The organism is Haloparvum sedimenti, assembly GCF_001462205.1.
GTDB lineage: Archaea > Halobacteriota > Halobacteria > Halobacteriales > Haloferacaceae > Haloparvum > Haloparvum sedimenti.
Genome location: NZ_LKIR01000068.1, coordinates 1 through 15787, shown reverse-complemented (window position 1 = coordinate 15787; position 15787 = coordinate 1). Strand labels below are relative to the sequence as shown.

At 69.3% G+C, this 15787-nt stretch carries 13 protein-coding genes and 2 pseudogenes; 5 read left to right on the top strand and 10 right to left on the bottom strand.

Annotated features, from left to right (window positions below; translation table 11 throughout):
- Together AN233_RS17900 and acs are read right to left on the bottom strand one after the other, a co-directional pair.
- Positions 1-200: pseudogene (locus AN233_RS17900) on the bottom strand (bacterio-opsin activator domain-containing protein); the annotation flags it as partial.
- 148 nt (positions 201-348) lie between these two features.
- Positions 349-2292, bottom strand: coding sequence for an acetate--CoA ligase (gene acs / locus AN233_RS04260; protein WP_058365609.1), 1944 nt, complete (start codon positions 2290-2292; stop codon positions 349-351).
- Between the two features lie 162 nt (positions 2293-2454).
- On the opposite strand from acs, the gene dcd reads away from it, so the two are divergent.
- Positions 2455-3084, top strand: coding sequence for a dCTP deaminase (gene dcd, locus AN233_RS04255; protein WP_058365608.1), 630 nt, complete (start codon positions 2455-2457; stop codon positions 3082-3084).
- Entirely contained in the window at positions 3081-3998 is a 918-nt protein-coding gene (locus AN233_RS04250; RefSeq protein WP_058365607.1) for a thiamine-phosphate synthase family protein, read from the top strand. Before dcd ends, AN233_RS04250 begins: the two co-directional genes overlap by 4 nt.
- A gap of 617 nt (positions 3999-4615) precedes the next feature.
- On the opposite strand, the gene AN233_RS04245 is transcribed toward AN233_RS04250, so the two are convergent.
- Entirely contained in the window at positions 4616-5548 is a 933-nt protein-coding gene (locus AN233_RS04245; RefSeq protein WP_058365606.1) for a sulfide-dependent adenosine diphosphate thiazole synthase, read from the bottom strand.
- Between the two features lie 107 nt (positions 5549-5655).
- On the opposite strand from AN233_RS04245, the gene AN233_RS04240 reads away from it, so the two are divergent.
- Positions 5656-6690: a sodium:calcium antiporter gene (locus AN233_RS04240; protein WP_058365605.1), complete on the top strand. Its 1035-nt coding sequence runs from the start codon at positions 5656-5658 to the stop codon at positions 6688-6690.
- A 33-nt stretch (positions 6691-6723) separates the two neighbouring features.
- Here AN233_RS04240 and AN233_RS04235 read toward each other — a convergent pair whose 3' ends face one another.
- Positions 6724-7695 carry a phosphoadenosine phosphosulfate reductase family protein gene (locus AN233_RS04235; protein WP_058365604.1) on the bottom strand — a complete coding sequence of 324 codons (972 nt, stop codon included), beginning with the start codon at positions 7693-7695 and terminating at the stop codon, positions 6724-6726.
- 121 nt (positions 7696-7816) lie between these two features.
- Between AN233_RS04235 and AN233_RS04230 the strand changes: the two genes are divergently transcribed.
- Both AN233_RS04230 and AN233_RS04225 read left to right on the top strand, forming a co-directional pair.
- Positions 7817-9160, top strand: a complete 1344-nt coding sequence (locus AN233_RS04230) for an alkaline phosphatase family protein (RefSeq protein WP_058365603.1) — start codon at positions 7817-7819, stop codon at positions 9158-9160.
- Between the two features lie 42 nt (positions 9161-9202).
- Entirely contained in the window at positions 9203-11035 is a 1833-nt protein-coding gene (locus tag AN233_RS04225; protein ID WP_058365602.1) for a glycosyltransferase family 39 protein, read from the top strand.
- A 727-nt stretch (positions 11036-11762) separates the two neighbouring features.
- On the opposite strand, the gene artA is transcribed toward AN233_RS04225, so the two are convergent.
- From artA to AN233_RS04195, 6 genes and pseudogenes are all read right to left on the bottom strand, one after another.
- Positions 11763-12731 carry an archaeosortase A gene (gene artA, locus AN233_RS04220; RefSeq protein WP_058365601.1) on the bottom strand — a complete coding sequence of 323 codons (969 nt, stop codon included), beginning with the start codon at positions 12729-12731 and terminating at the stop codon, positions 11763-11765.
- 124 nt (positions 12732-12855) lie between these two features.
- Positions 12856-13134, bottom strand: a pseudogene (locus AN233_RS04215) (type II toxin-antitoxin system RelE family toxin); the annotation flags it as partial.
- An 11-nt stretch (positions 13135-13145) separates the two neighbouring features.
- Positions 13146-13442 carry a ribbon-helix-helix domain-containing protein gene (locus AN233_RS04210; RefSeq protein WP_058365600.1) on the bottom strand — a complete coding sequence of 99 codons (297 nt, stop codon included), beginning with the start codon at positions 13440-13442 and terminating at the stop codon, positions 13146-13148.
- Positions 13443-13587: 145 nt separating this feature from the next.
- Positions 13588-14049 (bottom strand): hypothetical protein, encoded by a 462-nt coding sequence (locus AN233_RS04205; RefSeq protein WP_058365599.1) that lies wholly within the window; start codon positions 14047-14049, stop codon positions 13588-13590.
- On the bottom strand, positions 14049-14654 hold the full coding sequence (locus AN233_RS04200; RefSeq protein ID WP_058365598.1) for a DUF7342 family protein: 606 nt from the start codon (positions 14652-14654) through the stop codon (positions 14049-14051). The genes AN233_RS04205 and AN233_RS04200 overlap by 1 nt, the downstream gene beginning before the upstream one ends.
- 166 nt (positions 14655-14820) lie before the next feature.
- Positions 14821-15787, bottom strand: a 967-nt coding sequence (locus tag AN233_RS04195) for a BGTF surface domain-containing protein (RefSeq protein ID WP_125919975.1), incomplete at its 5' end; no start/stop codon positions are given.

Genomic DNA, 15787 nt, shown 5'->3' with positions numbered 1-15787 from the left:
GGACCGCCGGCCGCGCCGTCCCCCGTCTCCGTCCCGGTCGCCTCGTCCACGCTCCCCAGATCCGACGGGCGAACGCACGGGACCTCCGAGGTCCGCAGTCCCGCCTCCCCCGCGAGACGGACCAGCAGGTCGGACCGATCGGTGGCGGCCGCCTCGCGGAGGGTCGCGTACTCGTCGGGCGTCAGGGCGTCGGGCGCCATACGTTTCGCAAAAGATCTAAAAGCCGAAGTAAAAAGCTGTCGCCGGGGAACCGGAGCGCCGCGCCGGCGGGAGCCGATCGGGGGTTGCTCGCGACGGTCGTCGTCTGCGTGCCCGACGTGTTTCGGGTTCAGTAGAAATAGCGAAACGTCACTCCTCGCGGACGGCCGAGGCGATCTCGCCGACCACCTCGGGGTTCCGGAGCGCGCTGATGTCGCCGAACTCCTCGCCCTGGGCGATGTCCTCCAGCAGCCGGCGCATGACCTTTCCGGACCGGGTCTTCGGGAGGTCCGAGGTGAGCACGACCGCGTCGGGGCGAGCGATCTCCCCCACCCGATCGGCGAGTTCGTCGCCGATCCGCTTCCGGAGGTCCTCGTCGGACGGCGCCTCGCCTCGGGTGGTCGCGTACACGAGGATGCCGGCGTCGGCGGAGCCGACGACCGCCGCCTCGGTGATCGCCTCCACCTCGACGACGGCGGCCTCCAGCTCCGCGACGTTGAGCTGCTGGCTGGAGACGCGGACCACGTCCTCGACCCGGCCGAGGATCGAGACGTAGCCGTCGCCGTCGACCGCGGCGCCGTCGCCGGTGCGGTAACACCAGCCGTCGTCGGTCTCCTCCCAGTACTCCTCGACGTAGCGCTCGTCGCCGCCGCGGAGCCCGGTGCACATCCCCGGCCACGGCTTGCCGACCACGAGGTAGCCCGGCTGGTTCGGCTCGACCGGCTCGTTGCGCTCGTCGACGACGCGGGCGTCGATCCCCGGCAGGGGCGGCCCGACCTTCCCCGGCTTCATGTCGTCGACCCCCGGCAGCGTGGCGACCATGGTGGCGCCCGTCTCCGTCTGCCACCACGTGTCGACGATGGGAACCTCGCCGCCGCCGACGTGTTCGTGGTACCACTCCCACGCGCGCGGCGAGATCGCCTCGCCGACCGTGCCGAGCAGCCGCAGACTGGAGAGGTCGTGGGCGTCGGGGTACTCCGCGCCCCACGTCATGAACGAGCGGATGGCGGTCGGTGAGGTGTAGAACACGTCGACGGCGTTGCGCTCGATCAGCTCCCAGACGCGGTCGCGGTCGGGGTAGTCGGGCGTCCCCTCGTAGATCAGCGTCGTCGCGCCGAGCGCGAGCGGGCCGTAGACGCCGTAGGAGTGGCCCGTGATCCAGCCGATGTCCGCTGCACACCAGTGCGTGTCCTCGGGTTTAACGTCCAGCACCGCGCGCGTGGACCAGGCGACGTGTGAGAGGTAGCCGCCGGTCGCGTGCTCGACACCCTTCGGCTCCCCGGTGGTCCCGGAGGTGTACATCACGAACAGCAGGTCCGTCGCGTCCCGGGACACCGGCTCGACCGTCTCGCCGTCGTGGGCGTCGACGAGGGCCTCGTAGTCGTACTCGTCCGCGCCGAGGTGCGTCGGGAGTTCCTCGCCGAGCCGATCGACGACGACCGTGGCTGCGAGGTCCCCGTCGAGCCGGAGCCGCGCGTTGTCCGCCTTCCCCTTCTGGTTGAATGCGTCCTCCCGCCGGTAGTAGCCGTCGCAGGTGATCAGGTACTCCGAGTCGGCCGCGTCGAGCCGCGTCGCGAGCGCCTCCGCGGACAGCCCCGCGAAGACGACGTTGTGCGGCGCCCCGAGCCGGGCGCAGGCCAACATCGCGACCGGGAGCTCCGGGATCATCGGCAGGTACAGCGTCACCACGTCGTCCTCCCCGACCCCGCGCTCGCGGAGCGCCGCGGCGAGCGCGTTCACCTCGCGGTGGAGGTCGAGGTAGGTGTAGGTGCGGCGCTCGCCGCGCTTGCCGACCCACTGTATCGCCACCTGGTTCTTCCGCTCGTCGAGGTGTCTGTCGAGGCAGTTGGCGCTCGCGTTCAACTCGCCGCCGGGGAACCACCTGTAGAAGGGCGCGTCCGCGTCGTCGAGCACGCGGTCGTAGGGCGTCTCCCACTCGAGGAGGGCGGCGGCCCGCTCCCAGCAGTCGGGCCACTCGTCGGCGAACCGGTCGTGTATCGCCGAGTCGGCGACGTTTGCCGACGCCACGAACGGCTCGGGCGGTTCGACCCGGCCCTCGCCCGCCGCGGGCGTCCCGCCGGCGCGGTCGTTCATGGTCTCGCTTCCGGGTCGCGGTAACGTATATCTTGCCCGTGATCGGCGCGCATGCTGTCGGTTTCTCACCGCAGATTCTGCCGGTTTCGAGGCCGGGTGCCAGGCCGCGAGACCGCCGGCGGTATCGTGAGCTTTTACGTCCGCGGCCGCGGTGGTGACGACATGATCCTGTCGGACGCCGACATCCTGCGGCGCCTCGAGGCCGGCGACCTCGAGATCGAACCCCTCGACGACCTCGACCAGCAGGTCCAGCCCGCCAGCGTGGACCTCCGGCTCGGCGAGGAGTTCCTCGAGTTCCAGCGGACGAACATCCCCTGTATCCACCCCACCGAGGCCGACGAGGTCGGCGACTACGTCACCGAGACGCACGTCCCGAACGGCGAGGACTTCATCCTCCACCCGGGCGACTTCGTGCTCGGCACGACGGCCGAGCGCGTCGCCATCCCGGACGACCTCGTGGCCCACGTCGAGGGGCGGTCCTCGCTCGGCCGGCTCGCGGTCGTGGTCCACGCCACGGCGGGCCTGTGTGACCCCGGCTACGAGGGTCAGATAACCCTCGAACTCTCGAACCTCGGCACCGCGCCGGTCGCGCTCTCGCCCGGGATGCGCGTCTCGCAGCTCACGTTCACGGAGCTCTCGACGCCGGCCGAGCGCCCCTACGGCGAGGAGCGTGGCTCGAAGTACCAGGGACAGAAGGGCCCGCAGGCGTCCCGCATCGGCGACGACCCGGAGTTCGCGGGCGACGTTTCGGACCGCGAAACGCCCGACGACGCGCGGGGTGACGGGGCGTGAAGTTCATCGAGGAGGTCGTCGTCGAGGAGTTCCTGCCGACGGTGCGGGCGATGCTCGCCGAGGACCTCCGCGACCGCGGCTTCACCCAGCACGAGGTCGCGGACGCGCTCGGCATCTCGCAGTCGGCGGTCTCGAAGTACGCCCACGGCGACGTGGCGCGCCACGAGCGCGTGGTCGCGGACGCGCGCGTACAGGACCTCGTCGACCGCGTCGGCGAGGGGCTGGCGTCGGGCGACATGAGCCGCGTCGCCGCGCTCGTGGAGATCGAGGTGCTGATCCGGCGACTGGAGGAGGGCGACCTGCTCGCGGAGCTCCACGAGGCGGCGATGCCCGAGCTCCGGGACGCGGACGTGGACTTCTCGGTCCACGACCCCGAGAGCGGACTTCGCGAGCGCGAGCGCGTGCTGGCCTCGGTGCGGCGCGGGCTCCGCACGCTAACGAACGCCTCCGGCTTCGCGGCGCTCATCCCGAACGTCGGCGCCAACGTCGTTGAGTGTCTGCCCGACGCGGAGACGATCGACGACGTGGCCGCGATCCCCGGCCGGCTCGTGGACGTGAAGGGACGCGCGATGGTCCCCGGCGAGCCGGAGTTCGGCGTGAGCGAGCACGTCGCGACCGTCCTCCTCGCGGCCCGCGCGGCCGGCAGCGACGCCCGCGGCGCGGTGAACGTCCGGTACGACCCGGAGCTGATCGAGGAGCTGGACGACGACCACCCGACCGTCGCCTTCGACGCGGAGGCGGACACCGCGACCGCGGTGCGGGAGGCGGTCGACGCGCACGGAGCCGAGGACGGGGACGACGCGAGCGACGCGCTCGTGCTCTACCAGACCGGCGCGGTCGGCGTCGAGCCCATCGTCTACGTGCTCGCGCCGGACGCGCCCGAGGCGGCGCGGATCGTCCGCGAGCTCTGCTGATCGCGGTCGAGAGCCCCAACGTATCGACCGACCCGGGATACCCACGTGACGAGCGGTCCCGATACTGCCACGATGGCGCGCGCGAGAAACGCGCGCGAGGGAGGTCGCGGACCGGGCGCGCTGCGGTGCGGTTCCGCGCCCGGCCCGCGGCCGAGGCTGGGGAGGTGCGAGGCTGCTGTGCGGTTGCGGTGCTGTGCGGTGGGTGGGACTGAAAGGGGCAGCCGGCTCGATCCGGCCCCGACGCCTCAAGCACCGCAGCGAGCTGTGCGGGGAGCGAGGAGCGCAGAGCGTGTCGCGGCCGGTCGAGCCGGCTGGGGCTTTCTGGGTGTTGCTGTCCAGCACAGCAGGATCGACAGCAGTTTCAAAAACCTCGTACAGAGAGCCGGCTGGGGCTTTCTGGGTGTTGCTGTCCAGCACAGCAGAATCTATGCCTGAGCCGGATGCGTAGTAGCGAACGCGGACTGAGGCTTTCGGAGCGGTCGAGACACGTCGGACAAGTGCCCGCTCACTGTACGACCCGACTTCCTACGACCCGACTTCCCAGCGATCGACCGTCGAACGCGCCCGTCGAACGCGCCCGTCGAACGCGCCCGTCGAACGCGTTCGTCGTCGTTCGCTCAGTCGTCCGCGGGCGCCGGTGATCGCGAGGAGAGCGCCACGTCGCCGGCGTCGACCTCCAGCTCGTCCAGCGCGGCCTGCGCGCCCGCCTTCCCGGAGACGAGCATCGCGCCGAACGTCGGCCCCATCCGCGGGAGGCCGTAGGCGGTCGCGACCGCCATCCCCGTCGCGACCACGCCGTCGTGGACGACGCCGGTGTGCTCGACGACCGCGTCCTCGCTCTCGCCGACCCACATGGAGTCGTGGCCGGGCGAGTCGTGACCGGGCGCGCCGTACTGGCCGTCCTCGGTGGCGTCCATGCCGGTGTTGTGCTCCTTCGCGTGCTGGATGCCGGGCGCCTCGAGGACGCCGCGCTCGTCCAGCTTGCTGATCACGACCGAGTCGTGGCCCGTCGAGTCGACCACGAGGTCCGACTCCACGGCGATGGGGTCGACGCAGGTGATCTCCCGCGGGAGCGCGTGGACCGGCGTCCAGTTCATCACGATGCCGCCGACGCGGTGGTTCTCGCGGACGACCACGTCGGTGAACTCGGTCATGTTCTGGATCTTCGCGCCCGCGTCGCAGGCGGCCTTGATCAGCGCCGAGCAGGCCTCCGGCCCGTTCGCGACGAACAGCCCCTCGGTCTCCTCGACCGGCTCGTAGTCGACGCCGAGGTCGTCGAGGATCTCCTGAGCCGGGTCGCGGACCGTCACCTTGTTCATCAGGAACCCGCCGAGCCAGAAGCCGCCGCCGAGGTAGTTGTTCTTCTCGACGACCATCGTCTTCACGCCGCGCTCCGCCAGCTCCTTCGCGGTCATCAGTCCCGAGGGACCGCCGCCGACGACGATCACGTCGGACTCGGAGAAGTCGAGGAACTCCTCGCTCCACTGTTCGCCGATCGCGCGAGTGACTGCCGCCTCGTCCGCGTCGCTGAACCCGTCGAACTCGAACATACAACCAAGTAGTATTCTCGAGTTGTATTATTCCTTGTGGTTCCACCGGCTCCGGGAGCAGTCGCGGACCCCGGCGCTTTTGCCGGCCGGCCGCGCACTACCCGGCGATGGTTCCCGGGCTCTCGCCGTCCTCGCCGTTCGGGCACGTCCTCCTGATCCTCCTCGCGAGCGGCGCGGTCTGGGTCGGCAGCGACTGGCTGGAGTCGTCCGCGGAGCACCTCTCGGCGCACTACGGGCTGCCCGCGGTCGTGCAGGGGTCGATCGTCGTCGCGGTCGGCTCCAGCTTCCCGGAGCTCGCGAGCGTCGTCGTCGCCGCGCTCGGCGGGAGCTTCGACTTAGGCGTGGGCGCGATCGTCGGCTCCGCCATCTTCAACATCCTCGTCGTGCCGGGCGTCGCGGGGCTCGCGACCGACGACGCGCTCGACGCCAACCGCACGCTGGTGTACAAGGAGGCGCAGTTCTACATGGTGGCCGTCGCGGCGCTCATCGTCACGTTCGCGTTCGCGGTCATCTACGAGCCGATCCCCGAGGGCCCGCCGCTCGGCGGTTCGATCACGCGTGAACTGGCGGTCGTCCCGCTGTGTCTGTACGGGCTCTACCTCTTCATCCAGTGGCAGGACGTGAGCGACCACGAGGCCGAGGAGCCTCCGGCGGGGATCGCCGTCGGCCGCGAGTGGCTCACGCTCGCGGCGGGGCTGGCGGTCATCCTGGTCGCCGTCGAGGCGCTCGTCGGGAGCGTCGAGGCGCTGAGCGTCACGTTCGGAGTCCCCTCGTTCCTCGCGGGCGTGACGGTCCTCGCGGCCGCGACGAGCCTCCCGGACACGCTCGTCAGCGTCCGGGCCGCCCGGAGCGGCAAGGCCGTCACCAGTCTCGGCAACGTGCTCGGGTCGAACACCTTCGACCTGCTGGTGGCGGTCCCGCTCGGCGTGCTCATCGTCGGCGCCGCGCCGGTCGACCTCGCGGTCGCGGTGCCGATGCTGGCCGTGCTGACGCTCGCGACGGTCCTTTTGTTCACCGCGTTGCGGACCGACCTGTCGCTGTCGGGCGGCGAGTCGTGGGCGCTGATCGGCGCCTACGGACTGTTCGTCGCGTGGGTGGTCGCGGAGACCGTGGGCGCGACGAACACGATACCGGGGGTCTAGAAGAGCGCGGGACTGCAGTCGGGTCGCCGAGCGTTACATGTAGCCGAGGTCGCGCAGGCGCTCCATCAGGTCCTCCTTGTCCTGGGCGCGGCCGGCGCGCTCGGTCGTGTTCTCGAGGTCCTGGAGCCACGCGGGCTCCTCCTCGGTCTTTTCCGTACTGACCTCGCTGCCGAGCGAGCGGAACCCGGCGAAGTACTTCGGCGAGATGGGCACGTCTTCCTGGTCGACGCCCTCGGGGAGGTCCTCGGCGGACTCCGGGACGTACCCGTCCTCGGGGAACGCCTCCACCGTGTCCGGAACGACGTAGTTCCAGAAGACGTCCCACACGTCGCGCTCGTCGAACTGCAGGATGGGCTGGACGCGGTCGTGCGGCGGGAACAGGTCGGGGTCGTGCCGCGGCGAGAAGAAGGTCTCGTCGGCGCGGGCCTCCTGCTCGTCCCAGCGCACGCCGGAGATGACGCCGTCGATGTCGTACTCCTCGAGGGCGTCGTTCAGCGCCACCGTCTTCAGGAGGTGGTTGCCGACGTAGGTGTCGAGCAGGAACGGGAAAGTGTCCTCCTCGTACTCGAGGATGTTCCGGACGTGGTGCTGATTGTGCTCGGAGAGGGCGTCGACGGGGATGTCGTCGCCGGGTTCGAGACCGTGCTCGTCCACGTAGGCGCCGATGTCGTCGTTGCGGGCGTAAACGAGGTCGATGTCCCACTCGTCGGCCCAGTGCTCGACGAAGTCGGTGATGTCCTCGAAGTGCTGGAAGTGGTCGATGAACACCGCGGTCGGCTTCTCGTAGCCGAACTCCTCGGCCACCTGGTTGATGAAGTAGAGCGTGAGCGTCGAGTCCTTCCCGCCGGTCCACATGACGGCGGGGTTCTCGTACTGCTCGAGCCCCTCGCGGGTCACCTCGATCGCCTTCTCGATCTTGTGCTGGAGTGACGGGTAGTCCGCGGGGGTCTCCCCCTCGCCGTCGGTGTAGTCGACGTCGACGTACGCCGGGAAGTCGTCGCTCATGTGGGTTCGAGAAACCGCGCGACGTTGATAGCTTTTCTGTCTCGCGTCGAATTCCGCCGATAGCTCGGAGCGGGGCCGCAACGGAAAGGGTTTCATGCGCCGCGGGCGGACTCGGGGCCATATGGGTCTGTTCGACAGGCTGCGCGGCGGCGACGACCGCGTGGTCTTCCTCGGCGTCGACGGCGTACCGCACGAGCTCGTTCAGGAGCACCCGGACGTGTTCGAGAACCTGGCCGCCATCGCCGAGGAGGGAACCGGCGACCGGCTGGAGAGCATCGTCCCCCCCGAGTCGAGCGCCTGCTGGCCCTCGCTGACGACGGGCAAAAACCCCGGCGCGACCGGCGTCTACGGCTTCCAGGACCGCGAGGTCGGCTCCGACGAGACGTACGTCCCGATGGGCAAGCACGTCCGCGCGACGCGCCTGTGGGACCGGGTCACGGACGCCGGCCGCGACGCCACCGTGATGAACGTCCCCGTGACGTTCCCGCCCTCCTCGCGGATCCAGCGCATGGTCTCCGGCTTCCTCTCGCCGTCGCTGGACGCGGCCGCGAGCGACGACGACCTGAAGGAGACGCTCTCCGGGTTCGACTACCGGATCGACGTGAACGCGAAGCTCGGCCACGAGGCGGACAAGACCGAGTTCGTCGAGAACGCCAACGCCACCCTCGACGCGCGCCACGAGGCGTTCACTCACTACCTCGACGAGGACGACTGGGACCTCTTTTTCGGCGTCTACATGAGCACCGACCGCGTTAACCACTTCCTGTTCGGCGACTACGTCAACGACGGTCCCCACGCCGACGACTTCCTGGCCTTCTACGACACGCTCGACGACTACATCGGCGAGATTCGCGACTCGCTCGACGAGGACACCGAACTCGTGGTCGCCTCGGACCACGGCTTCACCGAGCTGACCCACGAGGTGAACTGCAACGAGTGGCTCGCCGAGGAGGGGTGGCTCTCCTACGAGGACGACGATCACGACTCGCTCGCGGACGTGCACGAGGAGTCGCGCGCCTACTCGCTGATCCCGGGCCGGTTCTACGTCAACCTGGAGGGCCGCGAGGCGAACGGCTCCGTCCCCGAGTCGGAGTACGAGGCGGTCCGCGACGAGCTGATCGACGACCTGGAGGGGCTGACCGGCCCGGACGGCCGGCAGGTCTGCAAGCGGATCGTGAAAGGCGAGGAAGTGTTCGACGGCGCGGGCGACGACATCGCCCCCGACGTGGTCGTCGTCCCCGCGGACGGGTTCGACCTGAAGTCCGCCTTCTCCGAGAAGGAGGCCGTCTTCACGACCGGACCGCGCAACGGGATGCACAAGTTCGAGAACGCCGTTCTCTACTCGACCGCCGACCTCGACGCGGCGGGCGCGAACCTCTACGACCTGACGCCGACGATCCTCGACCTGCTGGACGTCGACGCCGACGACGCGGCGTTCGACGGCGAGAGCCTGCTCGCGGACTGACGACTGGACGGGTTTTTCAGTCGGGACGCCGAGAGCCGAACCATGACGCGTTTCTCGCCCGGCGATTACCTCCACCGGGCCAGACGGCAGGTCCTGACCGACCTCCGAGAGGACCGATACCTCCCGTACGTCCTGCTGCTCGCGGCCGGCCTCTGTACCTTCTGGATCTGGCATCGCGTCCCGAACTTCGCCACGCGCGACGAGAAGAGTCGCATCCTCGACGTGCTGGTGGCGTACGGTCGGGTCATCGACGACCCGAGCTTCGCCTCGCTGAAAGAGGGCGTCGTCTGGAGCCGGGTCCCCTTCGGCGCGACGTTCCACCTGTACGCGCTCGTGCTGCTGCCGGTAGTGCTCGCGGCCGCGCTGCTCGGCGAGTGGGAGGCGTTCGCCGCCCTCGGGTTCCCGGCGTGGGAGTTCGGCTTCTACGGCGCGTGGCAGGGGCTCCCGGAGTGGGTCTGGACCGCCTCCATCCTCCTGGTTCGGCTGACCAACGTCGCGTTCGCGCTCGGCTGCGTCTACCTCACCTACCGGATCGGCGCGGCCGCGTACGACCGCACGACCGGCGACCTCGCCGCCCTCCTCCTTACGCTCACGTTCGGCTTCCTCACCATCGCTCACGAGGGCGGCGAGGACATGCCGGCGCTGTTCTTCGTCCTGTTGGCGCTGTACCTCGGGCTTCGCTACGTGCAGACGGACGACGGCGCGTTGTTCGTGCTCGCGGGCGCGGCCGGCGGGGTCGCCATCGCGTTCAAGCTCACCGCGGCGCCCGTCGTGGTCGTCGTCGGCGCCGCGTACGTGCTCCGCGCGCGACGGGTCCGCGAGGAGGCTCACGAGGGCGCTGCGGGCGACACCTCCAGAGCGACCGCCGGCCCGCGTGCGGCGCTGTGGCGGCCGAAGCTGTTCCTCGGCGGCGCGCTCGCGGGGTTCGTCTGTATCGTCCTCGGGTTCCCGACCGCGCTGGTCGGCGAGCACGGCCTCGTCGTCGAGCGCATCTTCGGCGGCTCGACCGCGCGCGCGACCCACACGACCGGCCCGGACGCCCCGATCTGGTGGTGGTTCCTCCGCGGCTACTTCAGCGGGCTCTCGCTCCCGCTGTTCGCCGCGGGACTGGTGGGGACGCTCGCGAGCGTCGCCTCGCTCCGCCGCCGCGGCGCCGGCGTGGACGGCACCGCGCTGGTGTTGACCGCGCTGTTCGCGTACCTGCTGTTGTTCTCGGCGTGGCACGACTTCCGGGTCCACCACCTGCTGCCGACGTTCCCGCTCATCGCGCTCGTGGTCGGCGAACGCCTGCTCGCGCTGCGGGAGACCCGCCCCGCGGTCGCCCGTCCCCTCATCGCGGTCCTCCTGATCACCAGCGGCGCGTACGCCGGGATCGGCGTCGGCGGCTACGCGGACATGCCCCGCGACAACGCGGAAGCGTGGCTGGAGGCGGAGGCCGGTCCGAACGACACCGTGGAGGTGTACCGCGTCGACTTCCAGGACACCGCGGTCCCGTACGACGCCCGCGTCAACCACGTCGCGCAGCCGGGCGAGGCGGAGATGGTGCACTGCCCCGAGTACGTGCAGGTGGGCTACCGCGACCTGCTGTACCTGAAGGAGGACTCCTACTACCGGACCGGGCCGATCCAGCGGTGGTTCGTCGAGGACCTGGTCCACGAGGAGACGAACTACGAGATCGCCGCCGAGTTCGGCCCCCGGCCGCCGGAGTTCGTCCCCCAGCGTGCGACCCCCGGCTCCGTGACCGACCTGCTCCCCTACGGCGTCGTCCCGCAAACGGACCAGTACGCCGACGAACAGGAGCTCCGCCCGAACCAGTACACCCTGATCCTCGAGCGCACCGGCGAGTGCGAGGCGGACCGCGACCCGCCGTTCTGACCGGCGCTGATGAGCGGTCCGGGCGACGCTGCGGACGTTTCTGTCGACGCTCTGTACGGCGTTTTTGTAACTGCTGTCGATCCTGCTGATCGAGACGGTACCACCCAGAAAGCCCCAGCCGGCTCTCCGTACGACGCGTTTTTTGTTTCTGTCGCAGATCCTGCTGCTCCTGACAGCAACACCCAGAAAGCCCCAGCCTGCTCGACCGGCCGCGGCACGCTCTGCGCTCCTCGCTCTCCGCACCGCCCGCTGCGGTGCTTGAGGCGCCGGGGCCGGATCGAGCCGGCTGCCCCTTTCAGTCCCACCCACCGCGACCGCACCGCAGCCTCACGCCTCCCCAACCTCGGCCGCGGGCCGGGCGCGGAACCGTAGCGCGCCCGGCCCGCGACCTCCACCGAAAATCGGAGATTTTCGAGCAGCCGGCGTGCAGTAGCGCGCCGGCGACCTCGCGCGCGTTGCTCGCGCGCGCCGACCGCACGGCCGGCCGAGCGTTTTTCGCGGATGGGGCAGAACTCCCGCCGTGAGTGCAGCCTGATCGTCCCGGCCGCGCCGCATCGCGCCGCCGGTTGTCCCGCGCCCGGCGCGCGCGAGCAACGCGCGTAGGGACGCCCGCCCGCGGCCGGAACAGGACGGAAGCCGCGAGCGGTCGAGGGCGTTCAGAGTGTGCACGATGAGCGCAGCAGCACGCTCGACCGATCCAGAAAAGCCGACGTAAGCGTCCGGTTATCTACGACCGCCGATTCGTCGGCTCGCGAGGCAGGTCCAGCGACTCGGTCAGGTCGTGCTCCTCGCCGGTGAGGATGTAGAGCACGTCCTCCAGGACGACCACGAGCTCGGGCAGCTCTCGGGCGACGAGGTAGGTGATCCCGACCAGCGCGACGACCGCGAGCAGCTGGCTGATGATCCGGTCGGAGACGAAGAAGGACACCCGGTACGGGTCCGAGGCGCCGAACATCGCCAACACGATCTCGGGGTACCAGTGCATGTACTGGTTGCCCGCGACGACCGTGATGAACGTCGTCCGGAGGATGTTCAGCACGTAGATGATCGGCAGCGACACCGCGAGCGCGCGGAGCTTGCGGTTCACGGGCGCGCTCACCGCGCCCACGAGCCCGCCGAAGATGGCCATGCTCCCGATGCCGGTACACGCCAGTACCACCGAGATCCGCATGATGTGCCCGTCGTCGAGCACCCACCTGAAGGCGGCGTCGTACCCCTCGGTGCTGGTCACGCGCTCGGGGTCGTAGCCGAGCAGGTCGATCAGGAAGCCGGTCTGGTCGGCGACGATCTCGATGAGCACCTGCCGCGGCGCCGGCAGCGTCGCGCCCGCGACCGTGATCGCGGGGATCGTCTCGAACGGCAGGTAGATGAACAGCATCAGCCCGACCGCGCGGGTGAGCACGAACAGCGAGCTGCGGCCGCGGTACAGCAGCAGGCCCGCGTACGCACACGCGGGCGCGCCGACGAGCGCGAGGATGCTCTCGACGTAGCTCTGGTGCTCGAACGCGAAGTAGGGGACCATGTACAGCCAGAAGAGGCCGAACAGTCCCCACGCCGCGGCCGCCAGATCGCGGCCGCGGTCGTGCCCGCGATAGTCCAAAAGCGCCGCGATCCCGAACAGGACCGCGATGATCCACGCGAACGTGAACGTGTCCGGAACCGCGGTGAAGACCGCCTCCGTGACGCCGCTCTGCATCACGCGAATCGAAGGCCGGCGCGCGTAAAGCCCTTATCGTTGCGTGCGTCGGAGGCGCTCAGTAGCCAAGCGTCACGCGGTCGGTCAGTCTGCTTTCCGACGCGTCAGTGTTCTCCACGGGGCGTCAGTCGTCCGCGGTGTAGGCGCCGCTCCGATGTTCGATCCGATGCACTTCCAGAACACCGCCCTCGCGGTTCAGCGTACAGGCGAGCCGGTACTGCCCCACGCGCAGTTTCGAGAACGGACCGCCCGTCAGTGGCTCCAAGAACTCCGAAGGCTCGCGCCACGGTGACGACACGATCTCGTCGAGTTTGCTGACGAGTCGATCCTGTACGTGCGCGTCGAGGGTCGCGAACTGGTCGGCAGCGCGGGGCGAGAACGATCAGGTCCAGTCACCATCACTCGCCCTCCAGGCTACTCGTCGTCCTCGCTTCGGTCCATCAGTTCGACGACCTCCTCACGAGTGACGAGTTCCGCGCCGGAGCGCAGCTCGTGCTCACTGGTCGCGATGGACTTCCATCCCTCCCGGGAGAATTCGGGATGTTTCACCGCGTCCCGGGCGACGTATCGGAGGAACTCGCTGCGCGAGTTGAACCCCTCCTCGCGCCACGTCGCGTCGATGTCCTCGAGGAACGCCTCGCTCAGCCGGAGGTTGATCTGTACCATCTCGGGCCCGCTGCCGTCGCCACCGCCTGATTCGGCGTTCGACATATGCTCATGCTTTACGTGCGTGTATGCATAAGCGTTCGTCCGCGGTGGCTTCCGGGCGATGGGGACCGCGAAATCCGGCACGAACCGGTGTCGCGCGCAGGTGACGGCTCAGTAGTACCGCGTGCGCTTCGTTCCGATTCTCGGTTCAGGGCGGGTTCTCTGCCGTATTCAGCTCCGCGAGCGACCCCGTTTCGTACGCTCGACGCCAGAGCTGCAGGACTGCACGGGCGACGAGTACCGGTTCCTCGACGGTGATACACGAGGCGACAGCAGTCTCCGAGTCCGCGTCCGGTGGCTCGTGGAAATGCTTCTCGGGAGAATGCGGGTTCGGGTGACGGTCGAACCGCCAGTTGATCGCTTCGTCGACGTAGTGAAACCGATACGCGCCGCCCGCGTACCACGTCACGTCCAGTCGTGCGGTGTCGGCACCGTCGAAGCCGTCTACGAACCGCACCTGCAGTTCGCGAGGCGAAATCGGGTCGTCGAAGGAAACGTCGTCGACGAGTGGGTCCCGAGCGAAACACCGGTCACGAATCAGCTCCATCGCGGCGTAATCGGGGCCGCCGACGGCCGCCGAGAGCTCCGTCGGATCGATTCCGGACGCCATCAGGCCGTCGCGCCGCGGTCGCGGTCGTCAGCGAGCGCACCGCGTGAGTCGCGGTCCTCGTCCGCGTGCGATCCGCGGTCGGTCGGCCTGTCGTCGGGGTCGAAGTCGTACAGCGCCAGCGCGGCTTGTGCGACCGCGAGGTCGCGCTCGAGCGCGCGCCAGTCGCTCACCGCGGTCCATCCGGCCTCGTCGTCGCCCGACAGCCGGAGCGCGAGGTCGTCCGGGCCGGCGGCGTCGTGCCGGTCGGCGTACGCCGCGAGGCGGTCGCGAACGTCGCGGATGCCCGCGGTCAGCTCCTCGCGCGAGAGTCGCTCGTGGAGGTCGCGGACGCGCTCCATCGCGAGGCTCTCCCGTGATCGGACGTACTTCGTCCCGCGACCGGTCGGGACCGCGGTCGCGACGCCGGTGTCGGCCAGCGTCTCGAGGTGCGTCCGAGCGGTCGGCTCGCTCACGCGGGCGCGGTCCGCGAACGCACTCGCGTACGCGGGCTCGGTCGTCGAGCGAAGGACCTCGTGCACGCGCTCGAAGGGCGTCGTCTCCGTGCACCACTCCTCGACGACCGCCTCGTTCACGGACCCGGACCACGGCTCCTCGTGCTCGACCATATCCGTGATCCAAGCTCCAGAAAGAAATATCTACTCCCAAAAACGCATAGTTGTCCCAACCAGGTCCAGATCGCGAGCGCCGCCGCTACGCGGTCGGTGAGCGCGGTGCGAAAAATGGGCTGCAAATCGGGACCGACCCTTCCGGGTCAGTGGTTAAGCGTCCGTGTTAGGGACGGCGGCGAGTCGCGAGCAGCGCAGCGGCGACGAGCGCGACGAGTGCGACAACAGCGCCGAAGCCGGGCGTGTCGTCGGACGTCGTCGTCTCTGCAGGCTCCTCGGTCGTCTCCTCGGTGGTCTCCTCGGTGGTCTCCTCCGTGGTTTCCTCGGTGGTCTCCTCCGTGGTTTCCTCCGTGGTGTCCTCTTCCGTGGTGTCCTCAGCAGTATCCTCGATCACGGCGCCGTCGGCTTCGACCGTGCCGAGGTTCCCGCCGCTCGTGCGGACGGTGAACGTGTCGTTCACGCTCTGCTCGGAGAAGTCGAAGGTGCCCGCGAAGGTACCGTCGGCGTCAACCGTGACCGTGGTGGTCTTCACGAAGCGCGGGTCCGTGTCACCGGACGAGCGGACGCGGAGCGTCAGCTCGCTACCCGGGGCGATGGACGTCGTGCCCGTGATCTGCTGGTCGGAGGCAGCCTCGACCTCGACGGGGTCGCTGTCGAAGCTACCGGTGCGCTCGACGACCTCGATCTCGTCGTGGACCGACTGCGGGTCGTCGCCGTCAAGCAGACGCGAATTGTTGACCGTGAAGCTCACGTTGTACACGTCGCCGTTGGCGACGGACGCCGAGCCCTCGGGCTCGAGAGTCGTGGTGTCCGTGGCGACGTAGTACGTGTCACCGTCCGCAACAACGAACTGCACGCTGTTGAGGATGTTCGTGTTGTTGATGAACTTCTGGTCGCTGTTGGCCTGCGTCGACTCGGCCGTCTGCGTGGCCGTGACGTTCAGGTCACCGTTCTTGACAGCCGCGTCGAACGCTTCGGCCGTCGTAAGGTCACCGCTCTGGTTGGCCAGGACGCCCTCAAGACCGGATGCCGTGAACTCGTGGATGACGACGTCGCCGTTGGCGACCGAGTCCGACTCCGTGACGGTGTCGTTCTCGACGGCCGCAGTGATGTCGTCGATGTCCTCGACGTTG

Bases quoted from the DNA above. Each gene is read 5' to 3' on its own strand.
- acs (WP_058365609.1), bottom strand. From the start codon at position 2,292: ATGAACGACCGCGCCGGCGGGACGCCCGCGGCGGGCGAGGGCCGGGTC.
- dcd (WP_058365608.1), top strand. From the start codon at position 2,455: ATGATCCTGTCGGACGCCGACATCCTGCGGCGCCTCGAGGCCGGCGAC.
- AN233_RS04245 (WP_058365606.1), bottom strand. From the start codon at position 5,548: ATGTTCGAGTTCGACGGGTTCAGCGACGCGGACGAGGCGGCAGTCACT.
- AN233_RS04240 (WP_058365605.1), top strand. From the start codon at position 5,656: ATGGTTCCCGGGCTCTCGCCGTCCTCGCCGTTCGGGCACGTCCTCCTG.
- AN233_RS04235 (WP_058365604.1), bottom strand. From the start codon at position 7,695: ATGAGCGACGACTTCCCGGCGTACGTCGACGTCGACTACACCGACGGC.
- AN233_RS04230 (WP_058365603.1), top strand. From the start codon at position 7,817: ATGGGTCTGTTCGACAGGCTGCGCGGCGGCGACGACCGCGTGGTCTTC.
- AN233_RS04225 (WP_058365602.1), top strand. From the start codon at position 9,203: ATGACGCGTTTCTCGCCCGGCGATTACCTCCACCGGGCCAGACGGCAG.
- artA (WP_058365601.1), bottom strand. From the start codon at position 12,731: ATGCAGAGCGGCGTCACGGAGGCGGTCTTCACCGCGGTTCCGGACACG.
- AN233_RS04210 (WP_058365600.1), bottom strand. From the start codon at position 13,442: ATGTCGAACGCCGAATCAGGCGGTGGCGACGGCAGCGGGCCCGAGATG.
- AN233_RS04205 (WP_058365599.1), bottom strand. From the start codon at position 14,049: ATGGCGTCCGGAATCGATCCGACGGAGCTCTCGGCGGCCGTCGGCGGC.
- AN233_RS04200 (WP_058365598.1), bottom strand. From the start codon at position 14,654: ATGGTCGAGCACGAGGAGCCGTGGTCCGGGTCCGTGAACGAGGCGGTC.